This window comes from Micromonospora sp. WMMD754 (assembly GCF_049315235.1).
GTDB classification, from domain to species: domain Bacteria; phylum Actinomycetota; class Actinomycetes; order Mycobacteriales; family Micromonosporaceae; genus Micromonospora; species Micromonospora sediminicola.
On the sequence record NZ_CP186058.1, the window covers coordinates 2,251,361 to 2,277,465 of the forward strand.

Consider the following 26,105-nt stretch of genomic DNA (forward strand, 5'->3'; position numbering starts at 1 on the left):
CTCACGAAGGTGCTCATCAGGACCGCCGCGCGGTGGCGGCGGTGGCGAGGCCGGTCAGCGCGGTGCGCGCCGTCTCGTCGATCGGTGCGGTGTCGAGCGCGGCCAACGCCTCGGCGACCCGCTCGGAGATCATCCGTTCCACCCGGGTGGCGGCCCCGGTGTCCCGGACCAGGTCGGCCAGCCGGGCCACCTCGCGGTCGCCGGTGACCGTGCCGGCCCGGTCCAGGGCCCGGCGCTGGGTCGGGTCGGCGAGCTGCCGGGCCAGCATCAGCAGCGCGGTCGGCTTGCCGGTACGCAGGTCGTCCCCGGCCGGCTTGCCGGTGGTCTCCGGGTCGCCGTAGACGCCGAGCAGGTCGTCGCGGAGCTGGAACGCCTCGCCGACGGCCAGCCCGTAGCGGGTGTACGCGGCGATCAGCGGACCGTCCGCGTCGGCGCCGGCCAGGCAGGCGCCGAAGAGCAGCGGACGCTGGACGGTGTAGCTGGCGGTCTTGTAGCGGGCCACCCGCAGCGCCCGGTCGACCGACCAGTTGGCCGCGTCGTGCTCGCCCAGTATGTCGAGGAACTGCCCGGCGACCGTCTCCACCCGCATCTGGTCGTAGCAGCGACGCACGTCGAGCAGCCGGTCCGCCGGCACGGCGGCGTGCGCCATCAACCGGTCGGCCCAGACCATGCAGAGGTCACCGATGAGCACGGCGACCGCCTCGCCGTAGCGGTCGGGGTCGCCGGCGTGCCCGGCGGCCCGGTGTCGCGCGGCGGCGGCCCGGTGCGCGGTGGGCAGGCCGCGCCGGGTGTCGGAGGCGTCCATCACGTCGTCGTGCACCAGCGCGAACGTGTGCAGCAGTTCCAGCGCGGACAGGGCGGGCAGCACGTCCTGCACCGCCGCCTCGCCGCCGATCACCCCGCGCCAGCCCCAGTACGCGAACGTCGGGCGGACCCGCTTGCCGCCGGCCAGCACGGCGTCGCGTGCCGTCGCGGCGAAGCCACCCATCGCTGCGTCGATCTCGGTGAGTGAGTCGACCTCGGTGGCCAGGAACCCCGCCAGGGTGTCGTCAACCCCCTTGACCAGGTCTTTCGTGAACGCGGCCAGTACGCCGCGGACCGGATCGTCCGTCGCTTCCGGCTGTGCCGGCGCGACGCGGAGCGCATTACCCGCAACTGCGTCGTTGGCCATGTGGGGGAGCGTACCCTAGGGTTACGAGTTGCGTCGATTGCTGCGTCGAAAACCGAGGAGGGCCGGTGGACACCGATCTCACCGCTGCCTATGACCGTTGCCGCGAGCTGCACCGGCGTCACGGCCGTACCTACTATCTCGCCACCCGGCTGCTCCCCGCTTGGAAACGACGGCATGTGCACGCGTTGTACGGATTCACCCGCTACGCGGACGAGATCGTCGACCGCACCGAGGACCTGCCGCCGGCCGAGCGGGCCGCCCGGCTGCGCGAGTGGTCGGACCGGTTCGTCGCCGGCCTGCACGGTGCGTCGGTCGACGATCCGCTGCTGCCGGCGGTGCTGCACACCATCGCCGTCTTCGACCTGGACCGCGACGACTTCGCGTCGTTTCTGCGCAGCATGGCGATGGACCTGACGGTCATGTCGTACCCGACCTACGACGACCTGCTCGACTACATGGAGGGCTCGGCCGCCGTCATCGGCACCATGATGTTGCCGATCCTGGGCAGCTCCGACCCGGCCGCCGCCCGCGAGCCCGCCCGCCAGCTCGGCTTCGCGTTCCAGCTCACCAACTTCATCAGGGACGTCGCCGAGGACCTCGACCGGGGTCGGACCTACCTGCCCGACGAGGACCTGGCCAAGTTCGACGTCACCCGCGACGACCTGCTCGCCGCCAAGGCCGCCGGACGCACCACGCCCCGGATCCGCGAACTGATCGAGTACGAGGTGACCCGCGCCCAGGCGCACTACCTCGCCGCCGCGCCCGGCATCCCGCTGCTCAACCCCGCTTCGCAGGCGTGCATGCGCACGGCGTACGCGCTCTACGGCGGGATCCTCGACGAGGTGGCCGGACAGGGTTTCGACGTCTTCGTCCGGCGGGCCCTGGTGCCGCAGCGCCGGCGGATGTCGGTGGCCGCCCGGGCGCTGCTCACCCCGGCCGGCACGCCGGTGCGGGTGCCCGGCCCGGCGCTCCAGCCGGCCCTGGCCGGATGACCGAGCGTACGGCGGTCGTGCTGTTCACCCGCGACCTGCGGGTGCACGACCACCCGGCGCTGGCCGCCGCCGTCTCGGCGTTCGACCGGGTGGTGCCGCTCTACGTGCTCGACCCGGCGCTGCAGAAGCTCTCCCCGAACCGGACCCGGTTCCTCCACCAGAGCCTCGCCGACCTGCGCGAGGCGCTCCGCAAGCGCGGCGGCGACCTGGTGGTCCGGCGCGGCGACCCGGTGGCCGAGACCGTGAAGCTGGCCCGCAAGGTGGGTGCCGAGGGGATCGGGCTCTCCGCCGACGTCAGCTGCCACGCCCACCGCCGGGAACGCCGCCTGCGCGCCGAGTGCGACCGACACCGGATGTTCCTGCGGCTCTTCCCCGGCCTGACCATCGTCGAGCCGGGCGCGCTGCGGCCCGCCGGCGGCGACCACTACCGGGTGTTCAGCCCCTACTTCCGGGCCTGGCAGGGTGTGCGGCTCCGGGAGGAGCTGGCCGCGCCGAAGCGGATCCGGCTGCCCGAGGGCGTCGACCCGGGCCGGCTGCCCGACCCACCGAAGGGCGACAGCCCGGACGCCGCCGAGGGCGGGGAGAGCGTCGCCCGGCGCCGCCTCACGACGTGGCTGCCCACCCTCGACCGGTACGACGACATCCACGACGACATGGCCGGTGACGACACCTCCCGGCTCAGCCCGTACCTCCGGTGGGGTTGCGTCTCGCCGCTGGCGGTGGCCAACCGGGCCGGCGACCGCGACGGGCCGTTCGTCCGGCAGCTCTGCTGGCGCGACTTCTACCACCAGGTCGTCGCCGGCTTCCCCGACCTGTCCACCACCGCCTACCGGCGGGGCGCCCGGGAGGACTGGCGCGACGACCCGCACGCGCTGGAGGCCTGGACCGAGGGGCGGACCGGCATGCCGATCGTCGACGCCGGCATGCGGCAACTGCGCGCCGAGGGCTGGATGCACAACCGGGCCCGGCTCATCACCGCCGGCTACCTGACCAAGCACCTCGGGCTGGACTGGCGGCCCGGCCTGGAGGTCTTCTTCCGCTGGCTGCTCGACGGCGACCGGGTCAACAACTCGGGCAACTGGCAGTGGGTGGCCGGCACCGGCAACGACACCCGGCCGTACCGCGGCTTCAACCCGGTGCGGCAGGCCGAACGCTACGACCCCGACGGCGCGTACGTGCGGCGCTGGGTCCCGGAGCTGGAGTCGGTGCCGGGCAAGGCGGTGCACCAGCCGTGGCGGCTGCCCGACGAGACGCGCCGGGCGCTCGACTATCCGCCGCCGCTGGAGGTGCCCGGCGCCGACCCGGTCTGGTTGCGCTGACGCGGGCGACGGGTCAGAGGCAGGAGTGCAACGCCTCGACCAGCTCGTCCACCCGGTCGTGGTCGGCCAGCCGCGCCGTCACGTACGCGAAGGTGTAACCCCGCTCCGGGTCCGCCCAGGCGCTGCTGCCGCCGATCCCACCCATGCCCCAGCTGCCGTCCGGCTCCCACTGCATGCCGAGCGTCCAGTGCGCCGTCCGGTCCAGCACCAGGTCCGGGCCGGCGTACTGCACCCGGGTCGCCTCGGCGACCAGATCCGGGCCGAACAGGCGTACCCCGTCGAGGGTGCCGCCGGCCAGCAGCCCGGCGTAGAGCCGGGCCAGCGCGGACGCGGTGGCGTGCAGGTTCACCGCCGGGATCTCGGCGGCCCGCCAGCGGTCGCCGTTCACCACGGCGACGTCCCGCCCGCCCGGCGGGTTGTCCAGCGCGCGGGCGCGCAGCGAACCCGGCTCGCCGCGGACCAGGTCCGGCCAGCCGGGGTCGCCGTAGGACAGGTCGGCGCAGCGCCGCCGGTCCGCCGGTCCCAGGCCGAAAGCCAGGTCCAGCCGCCACGGACCGGCGATCTCCTCGGCCAGGAAACGGCCCACCGCCCGCCCGTCGACCCGGCGGACCACCTCACCCACCAGGTGCCCGTACGTCCAGGCGTGCTCGCCCGCGACGGAGCCCGGCGTCCACTCGGGTTCGGCGGCGGCCAGGTCGGCGCAGAGCAGGTCCCAGTCGGTGATCGCGGCGGCGGGCCGGGGCACCGGGAAGGCGGGCAGCCCGGCGGTGTGGGCGAGCACCTGCCGTACGGTCGCCGGGGCGCGGAACCCCGGCCAGTACGCGGCCACCGGCGCGTCCAGATCCACCCGCCCCCGGTCGACCAGCAGCAGCAGGCAGAGCGCCACCACCGGCTTGCCCACCGAGTAGACGTCGACGAGCGTGTCCGGCCGCCACGGCCGGTCCGCGCCGACGGCCGGCACCACCACGCCCGGCGGGACCGCCGCCGAGGTGCCGCCCACCAGCTCGATCACCGGTACGCCGTCGTGCCACACGGTCAGCGCGGCACCGGTCTCCCGGCCGGCGGCGAAGAGGTCGTGGAAGCAGTCCCGGACCGGGGCGAAGCGCGCGTGCATCCGGCCACGGTAGGCCGTCCCGATCGTGACCGGCACGGGAATTCCGGCCGGGTCCGGTGGCCGGCGGCGCGGCGGTGCGGAATGCTGGCGGAATGGCGGAGCCGGAACTGGTGGACGTGGTCGTGGTCGGGCTCGGGGTCGGCGGCGAGGAGGTGGCCGGGCGGCTCGCCGAGGCCGGCCTCACCGTGGTCGGCGTCGAACGGGACCTGGTCGGCGGCGAGTGCCCCTACTGGGGGTGCGTGCCGAGCAAGATGATGATCCGGGCGGCCAACGCGCTGGCCGAGGCGCACCGGGTGAACGAGCTGGCCGGCTCCGCCCAGGTGCGACCCGACTGGGCGCCGGTGGCGAAGCGGATCCGCGAGGAGGCCACCGACACCTGGGACGACACGGCGGCGGTGGACCGGTTCACCGGCAAGGGCGGCCGGTTCCTCCGGGGCAGCGGCCGGCTCGACGGCCCGAACCGGATCCGCGTCGGCGACCAGGTGTTCCAGGCGCGGTACGGCGTGGTCCTCGGCACCGGCACCCGCCCGTCGGTCCCGCCGATCGACGGGCTCGCCGACACCCCCTACTGGACCAACCACCAGGCCATCGAGGTGGAGGAACTGCCCGCGTCGCTGCTGGTGCTCGGCGGTGGCGCGATCGGGCTGGAACTGGCCCAGGTGTTCGCCCGGTTCGGCGTCCGGGTGACGGTCGTCGAGGCGGCCGACCGGGTGCTCGCCGTCGAGGAGCCGGAGGCGTCCGCGCTCGCCGCCGAGGCGCTGCGCGCCGACGGAGTGGAGATCCACACCGGGGTCAAGGCGGGCCGGGTCAGCCACGACGGCGGCGCGTTCACCGTGCACGCCGACGACGCCACGTTCACCGGCGAGAAGCTGCTCGTGGTGACCGGCCGCAAGGCCCACCTGGAGGAGCTGGGCCTGGACACGGTCGGCGTCGACGCCGGGCAGCGCTACCTGCCGGTCGACGACCGGATGCACGTCACCGAGGGAATCTGGGCGGTCGGCGACCTCACCGGCGAGGGCGCGTTCACCCACATCGCCATGTACCAGGCCGGCATCGTGGTGGCGGACGTGCTCGACCACATGCGGCGCGCCAAGGGCGGCCCGGACGCCAGCGGCACCGCCAGCGTGGTCGGCGGCGCGGCCGGGGTGGTCAGCGCGGTCGGCGGCGCGATGAGCGCGGGCGGCTCGACGGTCGCGCCGGGCAGCGTCCCGGTCGCCGACTACCGGGCGCTGCCCCGGGTCACCTTCACCGACCCGGAGGTGGGCGCGGTCGGCCTCACCGAGCAGCAGGCCCGCGAGCGCGGCGTCAACGTCCAGGTCGGCTACACCGACCTGACCTCGTCGGCCCGCGGCTGGATCCACAAGACCGGCAACGCCGGCTTCATCAAACTGGTCGCCGACGCCGACCAGGGCGTGCTGGTGGGCGCCACCTCGGCCGGCCCGACCGGCGGCGAGGTGCTCTCCGCGCTGGTGGTGGCCGTGCACGCGGCGGTGCCGATCAGCCAGCTCCGGCACATGATCTACGCGTACCCGACGTTCCACCGGGCCGTCGAGGACGCGCTGCGCAACCTGAAGTGACGCCTCAGCCGGCCGGCGCGCCGTGCCGGCCGGCCCCGGCGGCGAACCGGCCGGCGCCCTGCCCCCCGTCCACCGCCAGCGACTCCATGCCGTAGGCCAACTCGGTGGCGAGCGCCTCCGGCTCGGGCCGGGCGGCGCCGGCGAGCAGCGCCGCCCGGTCGTTGCGCAGGCAGGTCTGCGGATGCCGGGCGATCCCGGCCGCCAGCCGCTCGGCCTCCGCCCGCGCCGCACCGGGCGCGACCAGCCGGTTCACCAACCCCATCGCGTACGCCTCGTCGGCGGGCACCGGGCGGCCGGTGAGGATCAGATCCATCGCGCGGCTCTCCCCGATCAGCCGGGGCAGCCGCACCGTCCCGCCGTCGATCAGCGGTACGCCCCACCGCCGGCAGAACACGCCCAGCGTCGCGTCCGACTCGGCGACCCGCAGGTCGCACCAGAGCGCCAGCTCCAGGCCGCCGGCCACCGCGTACCCGGAGATCGCGGCGATCACCGGCTTGGACAGCCGCATCCGGGTCGGGCCCATCGGCCCGTCGCCCTCGGCCTCGACCCAGTTGCCGCGCGGGGTGCCGATCGCCTTGAGGTCGGCGCCGGAGCAGAACGTGCCGCCCGCGCCCCAGAGCACGGCCACCGACGCGTCCGGATCGGCGTCGAAGGCGCGGAACGCGTCGGCCAGGGCCCGGGCGGTCGGCCCGTCCACGGCGTTACGGGCCTCCGGCCGGTCCAGGATCACCGTGGTCACGCCGTCGGCGTGCTCGACGCGTACACCCATGGGGTCAGCATGCCCCCGACGTCGCCCGGGGGCCAGCGCACACAAGCCGCGTTCGGAGATCCGGTCGGGGCATCTCACCCAACCTTCACGAACGGTAGTTGCGCTTGTCGAGCAACTCGTCGAAGTCACCGGCCCGCCCGCGTTCAGCCAGTTCGGCCAGAGCTCGGGCGCGGCGCGGGCGAGCGGTGCCATCCCGCAGGTCCAGGCGGACCAGGGGGAGGCGGGCGTCCACGTCGGCCGGCAGCGGGCCGTCGCCGGTCAGCTCGGGGATGCCCAGGGCACGGCCCAACGCCGCGGCTGCCCGCCGGTGCCGCTGCCGGTAGCGCGCGAGCCGCTGCCGTACCTCCTCGCCGGCCAGCACGGTCGCCCGCGCCGGCACGCCCCGGTCCGGGCCGTTCCACACCCGCACCGCCGGATCTGCGGAGACGTTGCGGAACCACTGCGACCCCCGGCCGTAGCCGGAGGCGAGGAAGAGCGCGCCCGGCTCCCGGTCGACCACTTCCAGCACCACGTGGCGGGGCAGTCCGGAGCGGCGGCCCCGGTGCTCCAGCATCATCAGCCGGCCGCCGAGCAGCCGGCCGAGGCCGTGGCGGTAGAGCGGAATGGGGGCGCGGGCGAGCCAGCGGGGGATGCGACGGCGTGCCATGCCTCCGACGGTACGCCCCGGCCCACCTGCGAGGGATTTCCCGGCCGTCCGGTTTGGGGGCCCTCCGGCCGGGAAGTCGGAACACGTGCGCGAACTGATGACGAAGCTCGAACAGGCCTCCGGACTCGACCGGGTGGGTGACCGCCTGCAACGCGCCGTCCAGGGGACGCTGCGCTCGCAACGGGTCCGGGACGCGCTGCACGGCGTCTGGCTGGGGCACCCGCTGCACCCGGCGATGGTGCAGGTCCCGGTCGGCGCGTGGATCTCCGCCGCCGTGGTGGACCTGCTGCCCGGCCAGCGTCGGGCCGCCACCGCCCTGGTCGGGCTCGGCACGGTCAGCGCCCTGCCCGCCGCGGTCGCCGGATGGAACGACTGGGCCTCCCTCTCCCGGGACCAACGCCGGATCGGGCTGGTGCACGCGGGGGCGAACATCGTCGGCCTGACCCTCTACGCCGGCTCGCTCGCGGCCCGGCTGAACGGGCGGCACGGCCTCGGCCGGGCGCTGGCCTACCTGGGCCTGTCCGCGGCGAGCGGCGGGGCGTACCTGGGCGGGCACCTGGCCTACAAGCAGGGCGCCCAGGTCAGCCAGAGCGTCTCCGAGATGCACCTGATCAGCGACGGCTGGCACGCCGTGGGCGACCTGGGCAGCCTGCCGCAGCGGGAGCTGGTCACCCGGGAGATCGACGACGTCTCGGTGATCCTCTACCGGCACGGCGACGACGTCACCGTGATGCTGGAGCGCTGCCCGCACCAGAGCGGCCCGCTCGGTGAGGGCGAGGTGCAGCAGATCGACGGCCACGCCTGCGTGGTCTGCCCGTGGCACGGCAGCGCGTTCCGGCTCAACGGCGGCGAGGTGGTGCACGGCCCGGCCGCCAACGACCAGGTCGTGCTCCCCACCCGCGTGGTCTCCGGCCGGGTCGAGGCCCGGCTGCCCTGACCCGGGTCAGTCCCGGCGGTGCCGACCGCTGCCGAGCGCACGGGCGGGGACCGGCCGCCGGCGCAGGCCGAGGACCGCGCCGATCTGCGCGCCCACGATGCTCGCCACCGCCAGCACCGCCGAGATGGCCAGCGGTCGGTTGATGCCCTCCTCGGCCGTCGCCCGGGACGCCCCCGCCGACATGGCCGGCGGCTGCCCGTCCGGTGCCGCCACGGTCGGCGTGGTGTCCCGGGTCGTGGTTTGCGGCGCGGGCTTCGGCTTCGACGCCGTCGACGACGCGCCACCCCCACCCGGCTTCGCGGGCGCCGGCTGCGCCGACGTCACCACCAGGCGGCCGTTCGCGTGCCGCTGGGCGCCGGAGTCCACCGCGCCCTCGGGCAGCCGGATGAGCTGGCCGGGACGGATCCGGTCCGGGTCGGCGAGCCGGTTCAGCCGGGCCAACTCCCGATAGCGGTCGAAGTCGTCCAGATAGCGGTCGGCCACCTCACCCAGGTAGTCGCCCTTCGCGACCCGGTACACCGCCGGGTCGGTGGTCACCGAGGCGGTCCGCGCCGGTGCCGCGGCCTGCGTCACGGTGGCGGCCGGGGCGGCGGCCACGGCCTGCGGTGCGGACAGCGCGGCGGCGCTCGCCGCGGCCGGGCTCGCGGCCAGGATCAGCGCCACCGAGCCCACCAGCGCGGCGGCGGCCCGCTGCTGGCGGTGCATGCCGGGCAGCTTCGGCGCGGGCCGGCGCAACGCCGACGCGGACAGCTCCACCAGGACGGAGAACGCGAACGTGGCCCAGCCGAACCAGCCCACCACGGCCAGCGCCCGCAGGAACAGCTGCCCGTCGTCGCGGCTGGTCAACGCCGTACCCACCTCGGCCAGGGTGGGCAGATGGTCGGGGAGCGGGTTGCCGGCGAAGGCCAGCAGCGCGACCGGCCCGCCGGCCAGCACCCCGACGAGCACGACGAGGGCGCCGAGGCCGGTGAGGACCTGGCCGGTGCGGTGGACGGCGGAGCGTCGGGGTGCACCCATGGTGGCCTTCCTTCCTACGGTGGTGGCGCGGTGAGCGTCCGAGCGGTGGCCTCACCGGTGACGGTGGCGGTCTGCGGCGCGCCGAAGAGACCGAGCAGGTCCCGGCGGTAGGTGATCCGCACGCGTACCCGGATCTGGGTCTCGGCGCCGACCACGGGGAAGTCGACCTCGTGACCGCCCACCCCGCCGGCGGCGGCGAGGTAGTCGGCGACGGCCCCGCGGGCGGCGACCTGGTCGATCCGGGTCGGACCGCCCTCGATGGCGCCCGCGCGGTCGATCATCTGGCCGCCGCTGCGGGCCGCCTCGGCGGCCAGGTTGTCCGCCCGTTGCAGGGTGCGCAGCTGCCCGGCGCCGTCGTAGGCGAGACCGATGACGGCGAGCACGCCGGTCATCGCCACGGCCAGGAAGAGACTCACCCGGCCGCTCTCCGCCCCGCGTCGCCCGGTCATCCGCGGCTCCGGTAGGTGTCCAGCGGCGAGGTGAAGCTCGCCGCGACGGTCTTGCCGCCCGGCACCCCGGGCAGCCCCGGCGCGCTCAGGTCGTCGAAGGACACGGTGCAGGTCACCGTCACCGTGACGGTCGCCGGCACGCCGGGCGCGCTACGGTACGCGGCGGCGAAGCTGGTCGGCTTCCCGGCCACCGAACCGGCCAGGTCGAGCCGGGGCGGCGCCGTGCAGCGCAGGCCGGACCAGTCGAGCTGGGTGCGGGCCGCGTTCTCGGCGGCCTCCTCGCCGTCGTCCGCGGTGCGGGCCAGCGAGGCGGCCCGGGCGGCGTCGTGCGCGGCTGACTCCACCGCCTCGTCGGCGACGGCCGTCCGCCCGGCGACCCCGGCGAGCACCATCAGCCCGATGAAGGCGGGGGCCAGCACCGCCACCTCGATCGAGACGGATCCCCGGTCCCGTGGCACCGGCCTCACCCCGCGGTCCAGCGTTCGGCGGGGCCGTGCGCGGTCTGCGTGACCTCGAAGGAGACCCCCGGGATGACCGACAGGGAGCGGCCCCGCACCGTGCAGGTGACGCCGTCGCCGATCTCGGCGCAGGTCGGCCCGGTCCTCTCCCAACCGACCAGCCAGTCCCCGGAGCGGCGGAGGAAGTTGGTGGCCCGGTCCCGGCCGGCGTCCGGCGCGGCGTCGAACGTGCGCTGGGCGTTGACCCCGGTCTGGGCCGCGTTGAGCGCGGTGGACCGGGCGACGAACCAGACGGCGACCTGGATCGAGCCGAAGAGCAGCACCAGGATCACCGGCATCATCACCGCCAGCTCGACCGGGTTGGCGCCCCGCTCACGCCCGCCCGCGTCGAGGCGGGCGCGCAGGGCGGCGGCGATCCGCCCCGGACCGCGCGGGCCGGCGGGCCGGCCGGCGGGTGCCGGCCGGCTCCGGACCGTACGGGCGGGGCGGGGCATCACGGTGCCTTCGGCGCCGTGTTGTTCGGGATGGCGTTCATCCAGTTGTTCGCCTTGGCCAGGGCGAGCCCGGTGACCGCCATGGCCACCGCGACCAGCCCGAAGATGATCACGGCGGTCGGCACCGGGCTGTCGCCGCGCTCGGAGTCCCGGCGCAGCTCGGCGAGGCGGGTGCTCACCGTCGCGTACAGGTAGGCGTAGAGGTGCATCGTGTTCTCCTTCTCGGGGTGGGATCACAGGCGGGCGATGAACGGGTAGACGGCGAAGCCGAGCAGGACGAAGACCAGCAGCGAGCCGGGGATGTCCAACTTGCTGGTCACCCCCTCGGCCCGGGTCAGGTTGTCGGTGCGGATCTGGTCGCGCAGCGAGTCGGCGCGGGAGCGCAACGTCTCGTGCACCTGGGCGCCCTCGCTGCCCGAGGAGCGCATGATCGCGCCCACGTCGCCCAGCTCCGGGATGCCGATCCGGTCGGCCAGCTCCTGCAACTCGTCCCAGGGCGAGTGCATCTGGAGCTGGGCGAGCCGCAGCGCCTCCCGGATCCGGTCGAACACCCAGCCGTCGCAGACCGCCGCCGCGCGTTCCAGCGACTGCACCGGCCCGTGCGCGGCGGAGAGCTGCAACGCCACCAGGTCGAGGTAGGTGCAGACCGCCTGACGGAACTCGTCCCGGGCGGCGTCGGCCCGGGCCAGCACCGAGCGGTGCGCGAGCAGGCCGGCGACCAGCGCCAGGCCCAGGCTGGCCAGCACCGGTACGGCCACCGGGAGCGCCACCCCGCCCAGAAAGAGCACGGCCGAGGCGACCGCCGGGGTGGCGAAGCCGACCAGCGCGGAGAGCAGCACGGACAGGGCGTACTGCTCGGGGGTCCGGTCGAGCAGCGCGAGCTGGCGGTGCGGCGGCCGCAGCCAGCGGGCGAAGCCGCCCAACCAGTCCGGCCCGGCGCCCGCCGCCGGGGCCTGGCCGGGCGGCTGGTGCAGCCGACGCAGGGCCGGTCCGAGCGCCGGGGTGGCCGGCAACGCCTCGCGGACCACCAGGAACAGCCCGAGCCCGACCGCACACCCGCCGAGCACCGCGATCGTCATCTGCCAGTTGAGGACCACTACGCGATCGCCTCCTCCAGGTCGGGCGCCGGCAGGAAGCGCGCCGGACGCGGCGGCTGGCTCATCGAGCGCACCCAGACCAGCAGCCCGATGAAGGCCGCACCGAGCACCGCCATCACGAGCTGCCCGGTGACGGTCCCGTAGGGGCGGATGTAGTCGCTGTTCACCAGCCCGTACGCGAGCGTCGCCAGGGTCATGCCGGTGAGGAAGCGGACCGCGAACCGGGGCTGGGTCCGCTTCGCCTCGACCTCGCGCCGGGTGGCCACCTCGGCCGACGCGGCGCCGGCGATCGACCCGAGCACGTCGCCGAGGCGTTCGCCCCGGTCGGTGAGGTGCAGGATGAGCGCGGCCACCACCTGGTCGCCGACCGGGTCGGCGATCTCGTCGGCGAAGGCGAGCAGCGCGGAGCGCGCCAGCCAGCCGGCCTGGAGACGGGCGGCCAGCGTGCGCACCTCCTCCTGGATCTCCTCCGGCGCGGTCGCGATCGTGCCGATGATGGCCTGCTGGAGCCCCTGCCCGGTGGCCGAGATGTCCTTGAGCCGGCGGGTCCACTCGCCGACCGCCTCCACCCGGGCGATGGCCCGCTGCTCGGCCCGGCCGACCGCGAACAGCCACGGCACGCCGGGCACCGCGAGCGCCACCAGCAGGCCGACCACCGGCAGCCCGGTGAGCAGGAACGCCGCCGCGCCGGCCACCACGGCGACGCCGAGCAGGAGCTGGTGCCGCTGCCGGTCGGCGCGGCTCGCCCCGGAGCCGTTCCAGAGCCGGCTCAGGCCCGGCCCGGCGCCGCCCGGCGCCGACCTCGGTGGCCGGCGGGTGCCGACCAGCGCGACCACGGTCAGCACCAGCCCGGCCACGCAGGCCGCACCGGAGACCAGCGCGATCAGTTCGATCCGGGTCACGCCGGGCCCCCGTTCGGCCGCCGCCCGAGGCGGGTGTGCCGGGGCCGCCGCCAGGCGCCCATCCCGGCCTCGACGAACCGGGTGAGCAGCCGGGCGTCGTAGCCCACCCGCAGCAACTGGTCGCGGATCCGTTCGGGCAGGTGGCGGGGGACCGCCCGGCCGTCCGGTCCCGGGCCGAAGACCGTGGTGGTGGTGATCCGGTTGCCCTCGCCCACGCCGATGACCTCCTCGACGTGCGAGACGAACCGGTGCTTGCGCCCACCGATCGCGGTCTCGTCGTCGACCGTGACGTAGACGATCAGGTCGAGCGCGTTGCCGGCCATCCGGCGGGCCTGGTCGACGGTCATCTCCCGGCCGTGGGAGAGCGCCAGCTCGATGATCCGTTCGCTCACCCCCGCCGGGGTACGCGCGTGGATGGTGCACATCGACCCGCGACTCGTCGTCATCGCCTGGAGCATCGGCACGATCTCCCGGGACCGCACCTCGCCGACGATGATCCGCAGCACGCCCATCCGCAGCGAGACCGGGATCAGGTCGGCGATGCTGACCTCACCGGCGGGTCGCCCGTCGGCCCCGCGCTCCCCGTGTCCCTCGCGGGACTCGAAGCTCATCACCGCCCGGTGCTTGTGCCCGCGCCGCGCCGGCAGCAGCTCCCGGCTCTCCTCCAGCAGCACGTACGGCTCGTCGGCCGGGATCTCGTCCATGAGCGCGCGGATGACGGTGGTCTTCCCGGCCCCGGCCAGCCCGGCGACCATGATGTTCAGCCCGGCCCGCATGGACGCGCGGAGGAAGTCGCGCAGCAGCGGGTCGATCATCTCGTCCAGGTCGGCTCGGCCGCCCGCGATGTCCTCCAGGCTCACCGCGAGCGTGTTGTGCTTGCGGATCACCGCGTACGGGCGGTGGCTGACCAGGAACACGGCGGCCAGCCGGCTGCCGTCGGGCAGTTGCAGGTCGAGGGTGGGCTTGGAGGTGGAGAGCGATCGTTCGGTCGCCCCGGCCCGCCGGGCCGCCGCCTGGAGGATCTCCACCAGCTCGTCGTCGGTCTCGGCGATCGGCTCGGCCCAGTCGACGCCGCCACCGTGCCGGGTGATGCGCACCTGGTCGCAGCCGAGGATGTGCACCTCCTCGATGGTGTCGTCGACCAGCAGCGTCTGGAGCCGGCCCAGGCCGACCAGCTCGGCGGTCACCTGGTCGAGCAGCAGCCGTTCCGCGTCGGCGGGCATCGGCGTGCCGCCCCGGCGGACCGAGTCCGCGTACGCGGAGACGACCGCGACGGCCAGCCGGGCCCGCTCGACCTCCTCGGCGTCGGCGTCGAACTCCCGCCCCCGCTGCCAGTGGGTGAGCCGTTCGCTCAGCTCCCGGCGCAGTTCGCGGACCACCGCGAAGTCGACCCGGGGGCGCGGCGGCGCCGGCGGCGCCGCCGGCGCGGGCGCGGTGACCTGGTGCCGACCGTTCGGCGGGGCCAGCGGCGGGACCGTGGAGACGACGCCGGGCTGCTGCCCGCGCGGGTCGTGGGAGACCGGCTCAAACCGCACCGGGCACCCCCGGTGCGGTCGGTTCGGCCACCGCGCGCGCGGCGGTGGTGCCGGGCCAGGCCAACCGGGCCCGGCGCCGGTCCAGCAGCGCCCGGATCGGCACCTCCAACGCGCCGGCCGCGCGCATCAGCGGCCGGTTGCCGCGCACGGTGCCGCCGTGGCCGAGCACCTCGGCGGTACGCGGGTCGTGCGGCAGCCGGGCGATCACCGGCAGCCGCAGCGCCTTGCTGATCTCGCTGGTGCCGTGCCCGTCCCCGACCACCAGCAGGCGCAGGGTGCCCGGGGGGACGCGGTGTTCGCCGAGGTCGCGTTCGATCGCCCGGATGGTGGCCCGGGTGGCGGAGAGGTCGGGCAGGTGCGCGCGGGTCACCAGCAGCACCACCGCGGCGGCCCGGAGCAGCGGCCACGGTGGACCGCCGACCGCCAGCCGGCCGCAGTCGACCAGCACGTCGTAGGGCGGCACGCCCCGCTCCAGGCCGGTGAAGTAGTCGGCGAACCGCTGCCAGAGCGGGATCACGCTGCCGGCCTGGGCCGGGTCGACCACGCCGGGCAGCAGCAGCCGCTCCCGGCGCGGCGCGTCCAGGTCGACCAGCTGCGACCAGAACGCGCTCTCCAGGCTGCCGTCGCGCAGTTCGCCGACGGCCAGCTCGCCGATGCCGCGCGGACCGTCCAGCGCCCCGCCCAGGTAGCCGGCGAGGATCGAGCCCCCGGCGGGGTCGCACTCGGCCAGCACCAGCCGGCGGTGCCAGCTCAGCGCCGCGGCCAGCGCGGTGGTGGTGACGCCCGGCGAGCCCTTCGCCGAGACCAGGGCGATGATCGCCATCAGGCGGCCTCGGTCAGCACGAGCGCGATCCGGTCGTCCGCGGCCAGCGCCACCACTGCCGGTACGTCCCGGACGGCCAGCGCCAGGTAGACGACCGTGTCGTCGTTCTGCGGCGTCGCGGTGTCGATCACGGTGCCCTCGAAGCGGGTGCCGCCGGCGCGCGCCGCCGCGCTGCCGTTGGCACTGGCGTCCGGCGTGCTGACCAGCAGCACCTTGTCGCCGGGGTGCAGCTTGCGGGCCGGCACCTGGTCGGGCTCCAGCCCGAGCGCGATCTGCTGCTGGCCGGGGCCGAGCAGCGGGGCGTCGGTGAGCTGGGCCGGGGTGAGCAGCGTGCCCGGGGTGAGCCGGACCGCGGCCCGCAGGCCCAGCACGTCCTTCACCCGGTCGGCCGGCACCGGCCGCAGCTCGCGCCCGCCGGAGACGCGGACCGGCACCAGGTCGTCGGCGGTGACCTGCTGGCCCACCTCGACCGGCCGGGCCACCGCCAGGTAGCTGCCGGTGGACCGCACCGAGGTGACCGCGAACGCCGCGCCCAGCCCGCCGACCGCGATCAGCAGGATCGCCAGGCCCAGCAGGCCGGGCCGGATCCGCCGCTGCCGGACCACCTTGGGGGGCGCCACCGGCGCCTCCACCGGGGTCCCGTTCCGGGACGCCACCACACTCATCGGGTCACCACCTGAAGTTCGTTGATCTGCACCGGGACCACACCGCTGACCCGGCTCTGGGGGATCACGCCGCTCTCCCCGCCGCCGGACCACTCCACGGTCCAGAAGGTGGTGGCGCTGACCTGGTAGGTGGCCGCCGTCGGGTATCCGTGGGGGAGGCCGCAGTCGGGCGAGGCCGCGCCGGCGTCCGGGCCGTCGGCGTCGTAGGGGGTGCCCGGCCCGTGGCATGTGACGTCGATGTCGTCGGACATGTGCCAGACGATCCGGTCCACCTTCGCGGTGATCTCGACGGTCAGCCCCCGGTCGGAGGCGGAGGCGGACAGTGGCCCGAAGTACGACGGGCCGGGGCTGGCCCACATCCAGACCGGCAGGCCGACCAGGCCGGGTCCCTTGCTGCGCCGGGGTGCGACAGCGACCCGGGGCGGCAGCAGCGAGATCGAGGCCAGCGCGCGGCGGGCCAGTTCCTCGGGGTCGGGCGGCGTGCCGAAGCCGGGCGGCGGGGCGGCGAGCAGGACGTTGCCCTGCTGGCCGGTGGCGCCCCCGACGCAACTGGCGGTGTACCACTGCTGGCCGGCCGGCGCCGGCAGCTGCGGCTCGGTCAGCTTGTAGTAGCACCCGTCGCTGTTGTTGAACCAGCCGAGCAGGTCGTCGTAGCACTTGACGACCTGACCGTTCCACTGGCACTTCGCGGTGCCGCCGCCGTTGCCGCCCCCGCCACCGTCGTTCCCGCCGCCGCCCGGTCCGCCGCCGCCGCCCGGGACACCCGGGTCGTCGTCCCACACGTCGCAGTCGGTCTGGTCGGGCGGGCAGGAGCCGCCCGGGTCGGCGGCACGCGCGGGCGCGCCGGTCAACGTCAGCAGCGCCGCCAGGCCGGCGGCCAGCAGCAGCCGTCGGGACGCCCCGGCCCGGGTCCGGCGGGCCGGGGCACCCCCACCTCCCCAGGTCAACACGGCTGGTCCTGGTGCGCGGCGCCGGTGTTGACCAGCCACCGGCCGTCGGGGTAGCGGGCCGCGGTCGCGGTGGCCAGGTAGCGACGGCCGCGGGTGCCGGGCACGGTCTTGCGGTCCTTGACGGTGACGAGCCGGTAGTCGCGCGCGTCGAGGCAGTCCTGGATCTCGACGGTGGGCGGGTCGGCGGCCAGGTCGACCGAGACGACGGTGGGGTCGGAAACCAGTTTTCCGGTACGCATCGCGCCGTGCTCCTTCGCGTCACGAATTGCCAGCCGGACCCGGGTCAGCAGTGGATCGGCCAGAAAACGGGGCAGTGCGGGATGCCCGGGATCGCTGCGCGCGCTCGCCGTCCGGGACGCGTCGAGATAGCCGGAATAGGCGGCGAGCGCGGCCTTGGCGGCGGCGTTCTCCTCGGCGTCGGAATGGGCGACGGGTGCGGCGGCGCGCCCGGTCAGCGGACCGGTCGTCGCCTCCGGCCCGCTGCCGCAGCCGGCCGCGCCGACCGTCAGCGCGAGGCTGAGCAGGCAGATTTCCCATCGACGGGATTGCCGTGTGCGCAACGCCGAGCCCTCCTCGGTGCCGGCCCGGTGCGGTCGATCCGACCCGCTCCGGGCATGCGGAAGCGCGCCCGGATCTGTCCGGCCGGGCCTCGACCGCCACCGCGTGCATTTACCTGTGCTGATCTTCAAGAATGGGGAACTGATGTCTTCGGTCGGCCTCCGACGCCTATTGATCGGGGGGTTGCGTCGTACCCAAGGGGCGAGCATAGGCTGACGTCGGCCGATGCAACAGAGGCAATTCACGTGAACACGGTGAGTGAAGACGGGTGGTGGCGACCGGTGGATGGCCGGACGGTGAGCGGCGGGCGACCGCCGGCCCTCCCGGGGGCGGGAGTGCGCCCACCCGCACCCGTCGCCGTGCCCCCGGAGGCCGGGCCGGCGGCCGCCGGTATGGGTGGGGTGCGACCCGCGAGTCCGATCCGTCCTGCCGCCCCGGCCGGCCCGGGACGCGCCGCCGTCGCAGGTCGCCCCGGTGACGCGGGCGGCGCGCCGGAGGCCGTTCGTCCCGCCGTCCGCCCGCCGGTGTTCGGCCGAACTTCACTCTGCGTGCTCCAGAGTGGAACGGTCGGCGACCGGACGGGAGCACTGATGTGACCGCCGAACGGGTGCACCGCGCCGCCCCGGCGGCCGTACCGTCCCGCCCGGTCGTCCGGCTGCTCGCCGTCCTCACGGTCGTGCCGCCGGTCCGCCTGGCGGTGGCCCGCTACGCCGTACCGCCGGACGCCCCCGACCGCGCGGCCTGCGACGCCTGCGGCACCCCGATCGGTCTGGACCGCCCCCTGCCGGCGCTCGGCCCCACCGCCCGCTGCCCGGGATGCCGGGCCCGGGTCGGCGCGCCACCCGCGCTGGTGGAGGTGGCGCTGCTGGCCGCCGTGACCGCGCTGGTCCTGGCCGGCGGGCCGCCCGCGACCCGCCTGGCGCTGGCCTGGTGGCTCGGCTGGGCGGTGCCCATGGCGCTCGTGGACGCCGCCTCCCACCGCCTGCCCAACCGCCTGACCTGGCCCGCCGCGGCCGGCACCTGGGTGCTTCTCGGGGTGGCCGCGCTGGCCGGGCCCGGTCCGTCGCCGTGGCTGCGGGCCACCGCGGCCGGGCTGGCCCTCGGCGCCGGCTTCGCGGCGACCACCCTGCTGCTCGGTCGGCGCGGCTTCGGCCTCGGCGACGCCAAGCTGGCGCTGGGCGCCGGCGCGCTGCTCGGCTGGTACGGCTGGCCGGTGCTGGTGGCCGGCCTGGTCCTCGCGGTGACCCTCTCCGGCGTGGCCGGGGTGGTGCTGCTCGTCCTCCGCCGGGTCCGCTGGTCGGCCCACCTGCCGTTCGGGCCGTTCCTCGTCCTGGCCAGCGCGGTCACGCTGGTGCTGGCCACCTGAGCCGTGTGCTCGGACACCCCCGGGTGGCCGCGCGGCCCGCCGCGGGTAGCGGGATCCCAGCCACCTCCCAGCCGGGTCTGGTTCGGTGGCGGTCCACGCACCGAACCCGGGAGGGCACGTGTCGCACGACGGATGGCGCATCCGGCGCACCAGCGCGGACCTGGACCGGATCGGCGAGACCGAGTCGGTGTTCGCGCTGGCCAACGGCTGGGTGGGCTGGCGCGGCACGCTCGACGAGGGCCAGCCGTACGGCATGCCCGGTAGCTATCTCAACGGGTTCCACGAGCGGCACGAGCTGAGCTACCCCGAGGGCGGGTACGCCTTCCCCGAACGCAGCGACACCGTGATCAGCGCCCCCAACGCCGCGCTGGTCCGGCTCTGGGTCGACGGGGAGCCGCTGGACCTGCGCACCGGCACGATCCGGCGGCACCACCGGGAGCTGGACCTGCGGGCCGGGGTGGTGCGCCGGGAGACCGAGTGGATCTCACCGGGCGGGCGGGGCGTCCGGGTCGTCAGCACCCGGCTGGTCTCGCTGCCCCGCCGGCCGGTCGCCGCCGTCGACTGGACGGTCGAGCCGCTGGACGGCCCGGTCCCGGTGCGGATCTGCTCCGACCTGCTCGCCAACGAGCGGGTGCCGGAACGCGCCGACGACCCCCGGGCGGCCTCGGTGATCCACGACCCGCTCACCGCCGAGACCGGCCGGCACGACGGCACCGACGGCGTGCTGGTGCACCGGACCGAACGCAGCGGCCAGCGGGTCGCGGTGGCGGTCGCGCACCGGGTCGCGGCCCCCGACGACACGGCCACCGACGCCGAGCTGACCGGTGACCGGTTCCGGCTGGCGCTCACCGGTCCGCTGCGCCCGGGTGAGCGGATCCGGGTCACCAAGTTCGCCGCGTACGAGTGCGCGGACGTGGACGGCACCCCGGCCGACGAGCTGGCCGACCTGGTCGTCGCGGAGGCGGACGCGGCCCGGGCCGACGGGTTCGACGCCCTGCTCGACGCGCAACGGGCCGCCCTCGACGCGGCCTGGGCCACCGCCGACGTCGAGCTGGCCGGTGACCCGGAGCTGGAGCAGGCGGTGCGCTTCGCGGTGTTCCACCTGATCCAGTCCGGCCGCGCCGACGGCGACCGCACCATCCCGGCGAAGGGCCTGACCGGCAACGGCTACGACGGGCACGTGCTCTGGGACACCGAGGGGTACGTGCTGCCGGTGCTGACATACCTGGCGCCGGAGCTGACCCGCTCGGCGCTGCGGTGGCGGCACGCCCACCTGCCCGAGGCCCGGCAGCGCGCGGCCGAGCTGCGGCTGACCGGGGCGACCTTCCCGTGGCGGACGCTCGGCGGCCGGGAGTGCTCCGGCTACTGGCCGGCCGGCAGCGCCGGCCTGCACGTCAACGCGGACGTCGCGGACGCGGTGCTGCGCTACGTCGCGGCCACCGGGGACACCGCGTTCCTCGCCGAGTGTGGCGCCGAGGTGCTCGTCGAGACCGCCCGGCTGTGGCACGGCTACGGCCACTGGGACGACGCCGGCGCCTTCCACCTGACCGGTGTCACCGGCCCGGACGAGTACTCGGCCCTGGTCGACGACAACATCTTCACCAACCTGATGGCCCGGCGGAACCTGCGCGGCGCCGCCGACGCCGTCCAGCGGTGCCCGGAGGTGGCCGACCGGCTCGGCGTCGACCCGGCCGAGGTGACCGGCTGGCGGGCCGCCGCCGACGCGGTCCACGTCCCGTACGACGGCAAGCGCGGCGTGCACCAGCAGTCGGCCGGCTTCACCGAGCAGCCGGAGTGGGACTTCGCCGGCACCGGCGAGGACGACTACCCGCTGCTGCTGCACTTCCCCTACCTGGAGCTGTACCGCAGGCAGGTGGTCAAGCAGGCCGACCTGGTCCTGGCCATGCTGCGCTGCCCCGGCGAGTTCACCGCCGAGGAGAAGGCCCGCAACCTGGCCTACTACGAGGCCCGCACGGTCCGGGACTCGTCGCTGTCCGCGTCCGCGCAGGCGATCCTCGCCGCCGAGGTCGGCCACCTCGATCTGGCGTACGACCTGCTCGCCGAGACGGCGTTCCAGGACCTGGCCGACCTGGGCGACAAGACCGCCGACGGGCTGCACCTGGCGTCCCTGGCCGGGGCGTGGCTGGTGGTGGCGCAGGGCTTCGGCGGGCTGCGCGACGACCGGGGCGTGCTCTCCTTCGACCCGCGGCTGCCCCGCCGGATCACCCGGCTGGTGTTCCACCTGCGCTGGCACGGGCACCGGCTGCGGGTCACGCTCACCCCGGACACGGCCGGCTACGCGCTGCCCGACGCCGGCCCGGGCGACGCGGTCGAGTTGTGGCACCACGGCGAGCGGCTGCGCGTCACCGGCGGCGCGTCGGTCACCCGCCCGATGCCGCCGGTGCCGGACCCCGGCCCCGAGCCGTCCTCCCCGCCCGGCCGTCGCCCCGCCCGGCGCGCTCAGGAGGCGGCGGGCGGCGACTGAGCGGGCACGCCGGACATCCGCTCGACGATCTCCTCCAGCGCCTCGAACGCGTACGCCCAGTTGTGGCACTTGAAGCTGCGCAGGCCGGTGATCGGGGTGCGGCAGTCGGCACAGTGGACACCGGGGATCGCCTCCGGCACCTCGGTGTTGACGTACTTCCGCTCGCCGAGCACCACCCGGGCGATCATCGCCCGGTCGTGCACCTCGTGCAGCGCCGAGGAGACGATGTCGTACCAGGTCACCCGCCGCCCGCACTTCGGGCAGTCCGGCTCGTCGCCGCTGACCCACAGCGGCGCGCCGACGCTGCGCGCCGGGATGTTCAGCAGCTTCTCCAGTCGCCGCACGTCCGCCTCCGGCGTGGTCCACCGGTGCCGCCCCGGCAGCGAGGCGGGCGAGTCGTAGACGGCGCGGAACACCACCGGGTCGACCTCCACGGTCTTCCGTCCACCGGTCATCGGTACCTCCTCGAATCGGCTGGTCCCACCGTCGTACCAGGTCAACCGCGTGGGCAAGCGGATCACGGACACGTCGGGTCAGCGGTGTGTCGCCCAGAGTGCTAGACATCAGGGCGTGACGGAGGCCGAGACGCGACCCAACGTCGCCCGGATGTACGACTACTACCTGGGTGGCTGCCACAACTTCGCCGCCGACCGGGCCGCCGCCGAGGAGATCCTGAAGATCTTCCCGGACACCGGCGTGGCGGCCCAGACCAACCGCGCGTTCCTGCGCCGGGCCGTGCGCTGGGCGGCCGAGCAGGGGATACGCCAGTTCCTCGACGTCGGGGCCGGCCTGCCCACCCAGGGCAACGTGCACGAGGTGGTCCGGGCGGTCGCCCCCGACGCCCGGGTGGTCTACGTCGACCACGACGAGGTCGCCGTGGCGTACGCCCGGCGGCTGCTGCCCACCGACGGCCGCACCGTGGTGCTGCGGGGCGACCTGCGGCGGCCGGACGAGATGCTGGCCGACCCGCTGCTGCGCGCCACCGTCGACCTGACCGAGCCGGTGGCGCTGCTGCTGGTGGCGGTGCTGCACTTCGTGCCGGACGCGGACGACCCGTGGGCGGCCGTGGCGCGACTGCGGGACGCCACCGCCCCGGGCAGCATGCTCGCGGTCTCCCACCTGACCCTGGACGGCGCGCCGCCGCTGCCCGCCCAGGCCGGCACGGCGGTCTACCGGCGCAGCAGCGCGCCGCTGGTGCCCCGCACCCACGCCGAGGTGGCCCGCTTCCTCGACGGCTACGACGTGGTCGAGCCCGGCCTGGTCCGGTTGGCCGACTGGCGGCCGGACGGCGAGCCCCGGGCCGCCGTGTCGCACGGCTACGGCGGCGTCGGCGTCCGCCGCTGAGCCGTCCGGCCGGACGCGCTGGAGAGCCGCACGACACCCGGCCGCCCGCCGGCCCGGCGCACCCGGCCGCCGAGCAGACCGGTCAACCGGTCGCGCCCCGGCGCACCGCCTCCGCGGCCAGCCGGGCCCGCCGCCGGTCGTCGTTGCTGACCAGGTCGAACTTGTCATAGAGGCGAGTCAGGTGCTTCTTGACCGCGCTCTCGCTCACGCCCAGCGCGCCGGCCAGCACCCGCACCGACGGCGGCTCGGGGAACGCCAGGCCACCGTCCGAATACGGGCGGCAGAGCACGTCGAGCAGCTCCCGCTCCCGGCGGGTCAGGGGCGGTGGCGCGGGCGGTGGCTCGACCGCGAGCGTGTTCGTGCCGTGCTTCGCCGGCGCGCGGAACACCAGCCGCGCCGGGCCGATCTCCACCCGGTCCCCGTCGTGCAGGGTGCGCGCGTCGCGCAGCGGGGCGCCGTTGACCGTGGTGCCGTTGGTGCTGCCCAGGTCGCGGATGATCCAACCGGAGGGGAAACGCTCGACCAGCGCGTGCAGCCGGGACACCTGGCGGTCGTCGATGGGCAGCTCGTTGTCCGGCGCGCGACCGATGGTCAGCGCGTCCGGGCTGAGCGGGACCAGCCGGACCGGACCGGTCCCGTGCACCTCGAACCAGCCGCCGGTCATCGGTCGCACCACGGCGCGGTGGCAGCCGACGTCGCCTCGCCGGAGCGGGTCACCGTCACGGTGGCAGTGGCGGTGACGCAGCGCCCGGTCGACGGCGACGGCTCCGTCCACAGCTCGTACGCCTGCCCGGCGGCGCGCTGCCGGGTGTCCGGGCCGTCCCCGCGCACCGCCACGTCCACGGTCCAGGTGCCGCCGCCGGTGGAGATGTTGTCCCGGTACTGCTTCCACACCCACACGTACGCCATCGCGGTCCGGCAGCTCGGCGACCAGTACTGCTTCACCGAGATGGCCCGCAGGCCCCCGGCGTAGCCGTAGGCCGACGCGCCGACCTGGTGGGCGTCGGCGTAGCAGCGGCCCGGCGGGGCGTCGTCCTGGACTGCCCGGCGCGGCGCGGCCGTGCCGGAGACGGGGGTGCCGAACCGTCGGTCGGCCACGGTCACCTCCAGCACCGCCCGCAGCGGCCCCGCCTCCCGGGGCACCGCGACCAGCCCGACCGCACACCCCTCGCCGGGGGCGAGTCGACTCGTCCCGCACCCGTCCGAGGTGATCCGCAGCGCGTCCCGGGACGGGCCGGTCACCGCCACCGGGCCGAGCGTCACCGGGTGGTCGCTGCGGTTGCGGACCTGCACCATCCGCTCGTCGGACTGCGCGTGCATGGTCAGCTCTCCGAGCGCCAGCCGGTCCGGCAGGGCCACCGGCGCGGGCGTCGGCGGCGCCTGCGCGTACCCGGTGGCCAGCACGGCCGCCACCGCGACCGCCAGCCCGGCCGACCGGCGCAGCACGCGCCCGCGTACCCCGGTGGCACTGGTCACGGTGGCGGAGAGCGCGAGGGCCGCGCGGCGGCGGGCCGACAGCGACCGGGGCCGGTCGGCCGGCGCGGCCGGCGGCGGCGCCGGGTCGGCGGACACGTCACCCAGGACGAACGGGGTCACCGGCAGGCCGGCCGCCGCCTGCGCCGCACGCAGGTCGGCGGCGAACTCCGCCACCGACCCCGGTCGCCGCGCGGGCTTCTTGGCCAGCGCGCGGTCCAGCGCCGCGCACACCTCGTCGGGTACGCCGAGCGGGCGCGTGTCCGGGGGCGGGTCGACGGTGATCCGGCGCAGCAGGGACGGGGTGGGCTCGCCGTCGGCCGGGGCGAACGGCGGCGCGCCGCGGATCCAGTGCAGCACGGTCGAGGCCAGCGCGTAGACGTCGGAGGCGACCGAAGCCGGCTCGCCGCGCAGCACCTCCGGGGCCGTGTGCAGCACGCTGGCGGTGACCGTGGCGCGGGAGCCGGCGCGCTCGGCGTCCGGGCGGGCCTGGCCGAAGTCGGCGAGTTTCGGCTCGCCGTAGCCGGAGACCAGGATGTTCTCCGGTTTCACGTCGCGGTGCAGCACGCCGGCCCGGTGCGCGGTCTCCAGCGCGCCGGCCACCGCGATCCCGCCGGCCACGGCCGTCCGCCAGTCACCGGCCGTCCCGGCGCGCAACCGGTCGCCGAGCGAGCCGCCCTCCTCGTACGCCATCAGCAGGTACGGGTTCCCGGCGGCGGTGCGGCCGGCCTGGTGCAGGGTGACGATGTGCGGGTGGCCGGAGAGCCGGCCGAGGGTGCGCAGCTCCCGTTCGAAGCGGGCGCGGGACGGTCCGGCCCAGTCGGCGGCGAGCACCTTCACCGCGACCCAGCGGGAGTAGTCGGCCTGCCAGGCCCGGTAGACCACACCGAAGCCGCCCCGGCCGACCTCGATCGCGTCGGCGCAGCCGGCGATCCCCAGATCGACGTCCGGGCCGGGCGTCACCGGCTGCTCGCTGTGGACCATCGCCGTCGAATGCTACCGATGGGCCCGGACGCGGCCCGCGGCGCTCGGCGTGCGACGTCGGGAGGTGCCCCGGGGCCGGCCGGTCACGCCGGCCGGCCCCGCCCCCCTTCGGCGGATCAGTAGTCGTTGTAGAACCGGTAGGCGCGGCACTCGCTCTCGTGGCCGTCCTTGTAGCGGCAGAAGAGGAAGCCGATGTAGCGGTTCTCCGGCAGGTTGTACGCGCCGCCCTCGCTGGCCCGGTGGGTGGCGCAGTTGCCCTCGCCGCCCCGGGTGAAGCTGTACCGGGTCGCCCCGTACGCGTCGTCCAGGCTGACGTACATCTTCACCGCGTAGCCGTCGGCGTCCGTGTCGCAGATCTTCAGGATGTCGCCGTGCTCGGTGAAGTACGCCTCGCCGCTGTAGTCGAAGATGCCGCCGCCGAACGCGTCGCCGGTGTTCATCACGTGGTACGAGTCCGACGCCATGGCCGGGCTCTGCAGGCCGACGACCAGCGCGGCCGCCGCCGCGCCGATGGTCAGCGCGGTGCGCTTGATTCGCATGTGGTTCCCCTTCAGCAGACGGTGCTGGTGGACCCGCCGGTCGAGTTCAGGTAGCCGGTGACGTGGGTGCAGTGCGCGGCGGTGTTCGCCGCCCGGCCCCACAGCTCTGCCCGGGTGGTGTTGTTCAGCTCGCCCACGCCGTAGTCGGTGCCACTGTCCGACTCGTCGACGACGTGCACGTACAGGTCCCAGTTCGAGTGGCTGGCCCGGTACTGCTCCCAGACGTAGATGTAGGCGTAGTTGTAGCCGCAGCCGTAGTACTGCTTCACGGACGCCGCCTGCATGCCGCCGACGGTGAGCACCCGGGTGGTGCCGATCTGGCGGACGCTGGAGCAGCTCGACGGCGTACTGGCCAGCGCCGGTGACGCGTCGACCAGGGCGACGGCGCCGGCGGCGAGGGCCACGGAGGCGGTGGCGAGGGTACGGCGGAGCATCGACATG

28 protein-coding genes are annotated in these 26,105 nt (G+C 75.4%); 7 read left to right on the top strand and 21 right to left on the bottom strand.

Annotation, left to right across the window (positions count from 1 at the left end; genetic code table 11):
* Nucleotides 1-16: 16 nt before the first annotated feature.
* Nucleotides 17-1,171 (bottom strand): polyprenyl synthetase family protein, encoded by a 1,155-nt coding sequence (locus tag ACN27B_RS10910; RefSeq protein WP_099163040.1) that lies wholly within the window; start codon nt 1,169-1,171, stop codon nt 17-19.
* 65 nt (nt 1,172-1,236) lie between these two features.
* Here ACN27B_RS10910 and ACN27B_RS10915 point away from each other — a divergent pair, with 65 nt between their 5' ends.
* Together ACN27B_RS10915 and ACN27B_RS10920 are read left to right on the top strand one after the other, a co-directional pair.
* Nucleotides 1,237-2,163 carry a phytoene/squalene synthase family protein gene (locus ACN27B_RS10915; RefSeq protein ID WP_422744764.1) on the top strand — a complete coding sequence of 309 codons (927 nt, stop codon included), beginning with the start codon at nt 1,237-1,239 and terminating at the stop codon, nt 2,161-2,163.
* Nucleotides 2,160-3,482 (top strand): cryptochrome/photolyase family protein, encoded by a 1,323-nt coding sequence (locus ACN27B_RS10920; protein ID WP_099163038.1) that lies wholly within the window; start codon nt 2,160-2,162, stop codon nt 3,480-3,482. Before ACN27B_RS10915 ends, ACN27B_RS10920 begins: the two co-directional genes overlap by 4 nt.
* Nucleotides 3,483-3,495: 13 nt before the next feature.
* Here the strand turns inward: ACN27B_RS10920 and ACN27B_RS10925 are convergent, their stop codons facing one another.
* Nucleotides 3,496-4,596: a serine hydrolase domain-containing protein gene (locus ACN27B_RS10925; protein WP_422744766.1), complete on the bottom strand. Its 1,101-nt coding sequence runs from the start codon at nt 4,594-4,596 to the stop codon at nt 3,496-3,498.
* A 92-nt stretch (nt 4,597-4,688) separates the two neighbouring features.
* On the opposite strand from ACN27B_RS10925, the gene ACN27B_RS10930 reads away from it, so the two are divergent.
* Nucleotides 4,689-6,173 (top strand): dihydrolipoyl dehydrogenase family protein, encoded by a 1,485-nt coding sequence (locus tag ACN27B_RS10930; RefSeq protein ID WP_422744768.1) that lies wholly within the window; start codon nt 4,689-4,691, stop codon nt 6,171-6,173.
* 4 nt (nt 6,174-6,177) lie between these two features.
* Here the strand turns inward: ACN27B_RS10930 and ACN27B_RS10935 are convergent, their stop codons facing one another.
* Together ACN27B_RS10935 and ACN27B_RS10940 are read right to left on the bottom strand one after the other, a co-directional pair.
* Complete coding sequence (locus ACN27B_RS10935; protein WP_422744770.1) at nt 6,178-6,942, bottom strand: crotonase/enoyl-CoA hydratase family protein; 765 nt, start codon at nt 6,940-6,942, stop codon at nt 6,178-6,180.
* A gap of 85 nt (nt 6,943-7,027) precedes the next feature.
* The gene (locus tag ACN27B_RS10940) at nt 7,028-7,588 is read right to left on the bottom strand and encodes a nitroreductase family deazaflavin-dependent oxidoreductase (protein WP_422744772.1); all 561 of its coding nucleotides are present in this window, start codon (nt 7,586-7,588) and stop codon (nt 7,028-7,030) included.
* An 85-nt stretch (nt 7,589-7,673) separates the two neighbouring features.
* Here ACN27B_RS10940 and ACN27B_RS10945 point away from each other — a divergent pair, with 85 nt between their 5' ends.
* Entirely contained in the window at nt 7,674-8,525 is an 852-nt protein-coding gene (locus ACN27B_RS10945; RefSeq protein WP_099163032.1) for a Rieske 2Fe-2S domain-containing protein, read from the top strand.
* A gap of 6 nt (nt 8,526-8,531) precedes the next feature.
* On the opposite strand, the gene ACN27B_RS10950 is transcribed toward ACN27B_RS10945, so the two are convergent.
* The 12 genes from ACN27B_RS10950 to ACN27B_RS11005 are packed head-to-tail and all read right to left on the bottom strand — an operon-like array spanning nt 8,532 to nt 17,475.
* The gene (locus ACN27B_RS10950) at nt 8,532-9,542 is read right to left on the bottom strand and encodes a LysM peptidoglycan-binding domain-containing protein (protein WP_099163031.1); all 1,011 of its coding nucleotides are present in this window, start codon (nt 9,540-9,542) and stop codon (nt 8,532-8,534) included.
* A 14-nt stretch (nt 9,543-9,556) separates the two neighbouring features.
* Nucleotides 9,557-9,991: a pilus assembly protein TadG-related protein gene (locus ACN27B_RS10955; protein ID WP_422744775.1), complete on the bottom strand. Its 435-nt coding sequence runs from the start codon at nt 9,989-9,991 to the stop codon at nt 9,557-9,559.
* On the bottom strand, nt 9,988-10,458 hold the full coding sequence (locus ACN27B_RS10960; protein ID WP_422744777.1) for a TadE/TadG family type IV pilus assembly protein: 471 nt from the start codon (nt 10,456-10,458) through the stop codon (nt 9,988-9,990). Before ACN27B_RS10960 ends, ACN27B_RS10955 begins: the two co-directional genes overlap by 4 nt.
* The gene (locus ACN27B_RS10965) at nt 10,455-10,943 is read right to left on the bottom strand and encodes a TadE family protein (protein ID WP_422744779.1); all 489 of its coding nucleotides are present in this window, start codon (nt 10,941-10,943) and stop codon (nt 10,455-10,457) included. Before ACN27B_RS10965 ends, ACN27B_RS10960 begins: the two co-directional genes overlap by 4 nt.
* Nucleotides 10,943-11,152, bottom strand: coding sequence for a hypothetical protein (locus tag ACN27B_RS10970; protein WP_091565586.1), 210 nt, complete (start codon nt 11,150-11,152; stop codon nt 10,943-10,945). Before ACN27B_RS10970 ends, ACN27B_RS10965 begins: the two co-directional genes overlap by 1 nt.
* Nucleotides 11,153-11,176: 24 nt before the next feature.
* Nucleotides 11,177-12,022, bottom strand: coding sequence for a type II secretion system F family protein (locus ACN27B_RS10975; protein WP_099164834.1), 846 nt, complete (start codon nt 12,020-12,022; stop codon nt 11,177-11,179).
* Nucleotides 12,023-12,039: 17 nt separating this feature from the next.
* On the bottom strand, nt 12,040-12,996 hold the full coding sequence (locus ACN27B_RS10980) for a type II secretion system F family protein (protein WP_371682310.1): 957 nt from the start codon (nt 12,994-12,996) through the stop codon (nt 12,040-12,042).
* Nucleotides 12,939-14,477, bottom strand: a complete 1,539-nt coding sequence (locus tag ACN27B_RS10985) for a CpaF family protein (RefSeq protein WP_099163027.1) — start codon at nt 14,475-14,477, stop codon at nt 12,939-12,941. Before ACN27B_RS10985 ends, ACN27B_RS10980 begins: the two co-directional genes overlap by 58 nt.
* On the bottom strand, nt 14,467-15,300 hold the full coding sequence (locus ACN27B_RS10990) for a ParA family protein (protein ID WP_099163026.1): 834 nt from the start codon (nt 15,298-15,300) through the stop codon (nt 14,467-14,469). Before ACN27B_RS10990 ends, ACN27B_RS10985 begins: the two co-directional genes overlap by 11 nt.
* Complete coding sequence (locus ACN27B_RS10995; RefSeq protein WP_422744782.1) at nt 15,300-15,965, bottom strand: SAF domain-containing protein; 666 nt, start codon at nt 15,963-15,965, stop codon at nt 15,300-15,302. Before ACN27B_RS10995 ends, ACN27B_RS10990 begins: the two co-directional genes overlap by 1 nt.
* A complete protein-coding gene (locus ACN27B_RS11000; protein ID WP_099163024.1) occupies nt 15,962-16,915 on the bottom strand; it encodes a hypothetical protein in 954 nt (317 codons plus the stop codon). The genes ACN27B_RS10995 and ACN27B_RS11000 overlap by 4 nt, the downstream gene beginning before the upstream one ends.
* Entirely contained in the window at nt 16,909-17,475 is a 567-nt protein-coding gene (locus tag ACN27B_RS11005) for a hypothetical protein (RefSeq protein WP_422744784.1), read from the bottom strand. Before ACN27B_RS11005 ends, ACN27B_RS11000 begins: the two co-directional genes overlap by 7 nt.
* A 605-nt stretch (nt 17,476-18,080) precedes the next feature.
* Here ACN27B_RS11005 and ACN27B_RS11010 point away from each other — a divergent pair.
* Both ACN27B_RS11010 and ACN27B_RS11015 read left to right on the top strand, forming a co-directional pair.
* Nucleotides 18,081-18,839, top strand: a complete 759-nt coding sequence (locus ACN27B_RS11010) for a prepilin peptidase (RefSeq protein ID WP_422745911.1) — start codon at nt 18,081-18,083, stop codon at nt 18,837-18,839.
* A gap of 118 nt (nt 18,840-18,957) precedes the next feature.
* A complete protein-coding gene (locus ACN27B_RS11015) occupies nt 18,958-21,324 on the top strand; it encodes a glycoside hydrolase family 65 protein (protein WP_422744786.1) in 2,367 nt (788 codons plus the stop codon).
* Here ACN27B_RS11015 and ACN27B_RS11020 read toward each other — a convergent pair.
* On the bottom strand, nt 21,300-21,779 hold the full coding sequence (locus tag ACN27B_RS11020; protein WP_098746131.1) for a hypothetical protein: 480 nt from the start codon (nt 21,777-21,779) through the stop codon (nt 21,300-21,302). The genes ACN27B_RS11015 and ACN27B_RS11020 overlap by 25 nt on opposite strands.
* Before the next feature lie 115 nt (nt 21,780-21,894).
* Between ACN27B_RS11020 and ACN27B_RS11025 the strand changes: the two genes are divergently transcribed.
* On the top strand, nt 21,895-22,668 hold the full coding sequence (locus tag ACN27B_RS11025; protein WP_099163021.1) for an SAM-dependent methyltransferase: 774 nt from the start codon (nt 21,895-21,897) through the stop codon (nt 22,666-22,668).
* 82 nt (nt 22,669-22,750) lie between these two features.
* On the opposite strand, the gene ACN27B_RS11030 is transcribed toward ACN27B_RS11025, so the two are convergent.
* The 4 genes from ACN27B_RS11030 to ACN27B_RS11045 form a co-directional block, all read right to left on the bottom strand.
* Complete coding sequence (locus tag ACN27B_RS11030) at nt 22,751-23,332, bottom strand: FHA domain-containing protein (RefSeq protein ID WP_422744789.1); 582 nt, start codon at nt 23,330-23,332, stop codon at nt 22,751-22,753.
* A complete protein-coding gene (locus tag ACN27B_RS11035; protein ID WP_099163020.1) occupies nt 23,329-25,125 on the bottom strand; it encodes a serine/threonine-protein kinase in 1,797 nt (598 codons plus the stop codon). The genes ACN27B_RS11030 and ACN27B_RS11035 overlap by 4 nt, the downstream gene beginning before the upstream one ends.
* A gap of 116 nt (nt 25,126-25,241) precedes the next feature.
* On the bottom strand, nt 25,242-25,664 hold the full coding sequence (locus ACN27B_RS11040; protein ID WP_099163019.1) for a hypothetical protein: 423 nt from the start codon (nt 25,662-25,664) through the stop codon (nt 25,242-25,244).
* Nucleotides 25,665-25,675: 11 nt separating this feature from the next.
* Nucleotides 25,676-26,104, bottom strand: coding sequence for a hypothetical protein (locus ACN27B_RS11045; protein ID WP_091565540.1), 429 nt, complete (start codon nt 26,102-26,104; stop codon nt 25,676-25,678).
* Between the last annotated feature and the right edge of the window lies 1 nt (nt 26,105).

Coding starts and splice junctions, on each gene's coding strand:
- ACN27B_RS10995 (WP_422744782.1), bottom strand. CDS start 15,965: ATGAGTGTGGTGGCGTCCCGGAACGGGACCCCGGTGGAGGCGCCGGTG.
- ACN27B_RS10950 (WP_099163031.1), bottom strand. CDS start 9,542: ATGGGTGCACCCCGACGCTCCGCCGTCCACCGCACCGGCCAGGTCCTC.
- ACN27B_RS10955 (WP_422744775.1), bottom strand. CDS start 9,991: ATGACCGGGCGACGCGGGGCGGAGAGCGGCCGGGTGAGTCTCTTCCTG.
- ACN27B_RS10910 (WP_099163040.1), bottom strand. CDS start 1,171: ATGGCCAACGACGCAGTTGCGGGTAATGCGCTCCGCGTCGCGCCGGCA.
- ACN27B_RS11030 (WP_422744789.1), bottom strand. CDS start 23,332: ATGACCGGCGGCTGGTTCGAGGTGCACGGGACCGGTCCGGTCCGGCTG.
- ACN27B_RS10990 (WP_099163026.1), bottom strand. CDS start 15,300: ATGGCGATCATCGCCCTGGTCTCGGCGAAGGGCTCGCCGGGCGTCACC.
- ACN27B_RS10925 (WP_422744766.1), bottom strand. CDS start 4,596: ATGCACGCGCGCTTCGCCCCGGTCCGGGACTGCTTCCACGACCTCTTC.
- ACN27B_RS11040 (WP_099163019.1), bottom strand. CDS start 25,664: ATGCGAATCAAGCGCACCGCGCTGACCATCGGCGCGGCGGCGGCCGCG.
- ACN27B_RS10975 (WP_099164834.1), bottom strand. CDS start 12,022: ATGACGATCGCGGTGCTCGGCGGGTGTGCGGTCGGGCTCGGGCTGTTC.
- ACN27B_RS10935 (WP_422744770.1), bottom strand. CDS start 6,942: ATGGGTGTACGCGTCGAGCACGCCGACGGCGTGACCACGGTGATCCTG.
- ACN27B_RS11045 (WP_091565540.1), bottom strand. CDS start 26,104: ATGTCGATGCTCCGCCGTACCCTCGCCACCGCCTCCGTGGCCCTCGCC.
- ACN27B_RS10920 (WP_099163038.1), top strand. CDS start 2,160: ATGACCGAGCGTACGGCGGTCGTGCTGTTCACCCGCGACCTGCGGGTG.
- ACN27B_RS11020 (WP_098746131.1), bottom strand. CDS start 21,779: ATGACCGGTGGACGGAAGACCGTGGAGGTCGACCCGGTGGTGTTCCGC.
- ACN27B_RS11035 (WP_099163020.1), bottom strand. CDS start 25,125: ATGGTCCACAGCGAGCAGCCGGTGACGCCCGGCCCGGACGTCGATCTG.
- ACN27B_RS10970 (WP_091565586.1), bottom strand. CDS start 11,152: ATGCACCTCTACGCCTACCTGTACGCGACGGTGAGCACCCGCCTCGCC.
- ACN27B_RS10930 (WP_422744768.1), top strand. CDS start 4,689: ATGGCGGAGCCGGAACTGGTGGACGTGGTCGTGGTCGGGCTCGGGGTC.
- ACN27B_RS10940 (WP_422744772.1), bottom strand. CDS start 7,588: ATGGCACGCCGTCGCATCCCCCGCTGGCTCGCCCGCGCCCCCATTCCG.
- ACN27B_RS10965 (WP_422744779.1), bottom strand. CDS start 10,943: ATGCCCCGCCCCGCCCGTACGGTCCGGAGCCGGCCGGCACCCGCCGGC.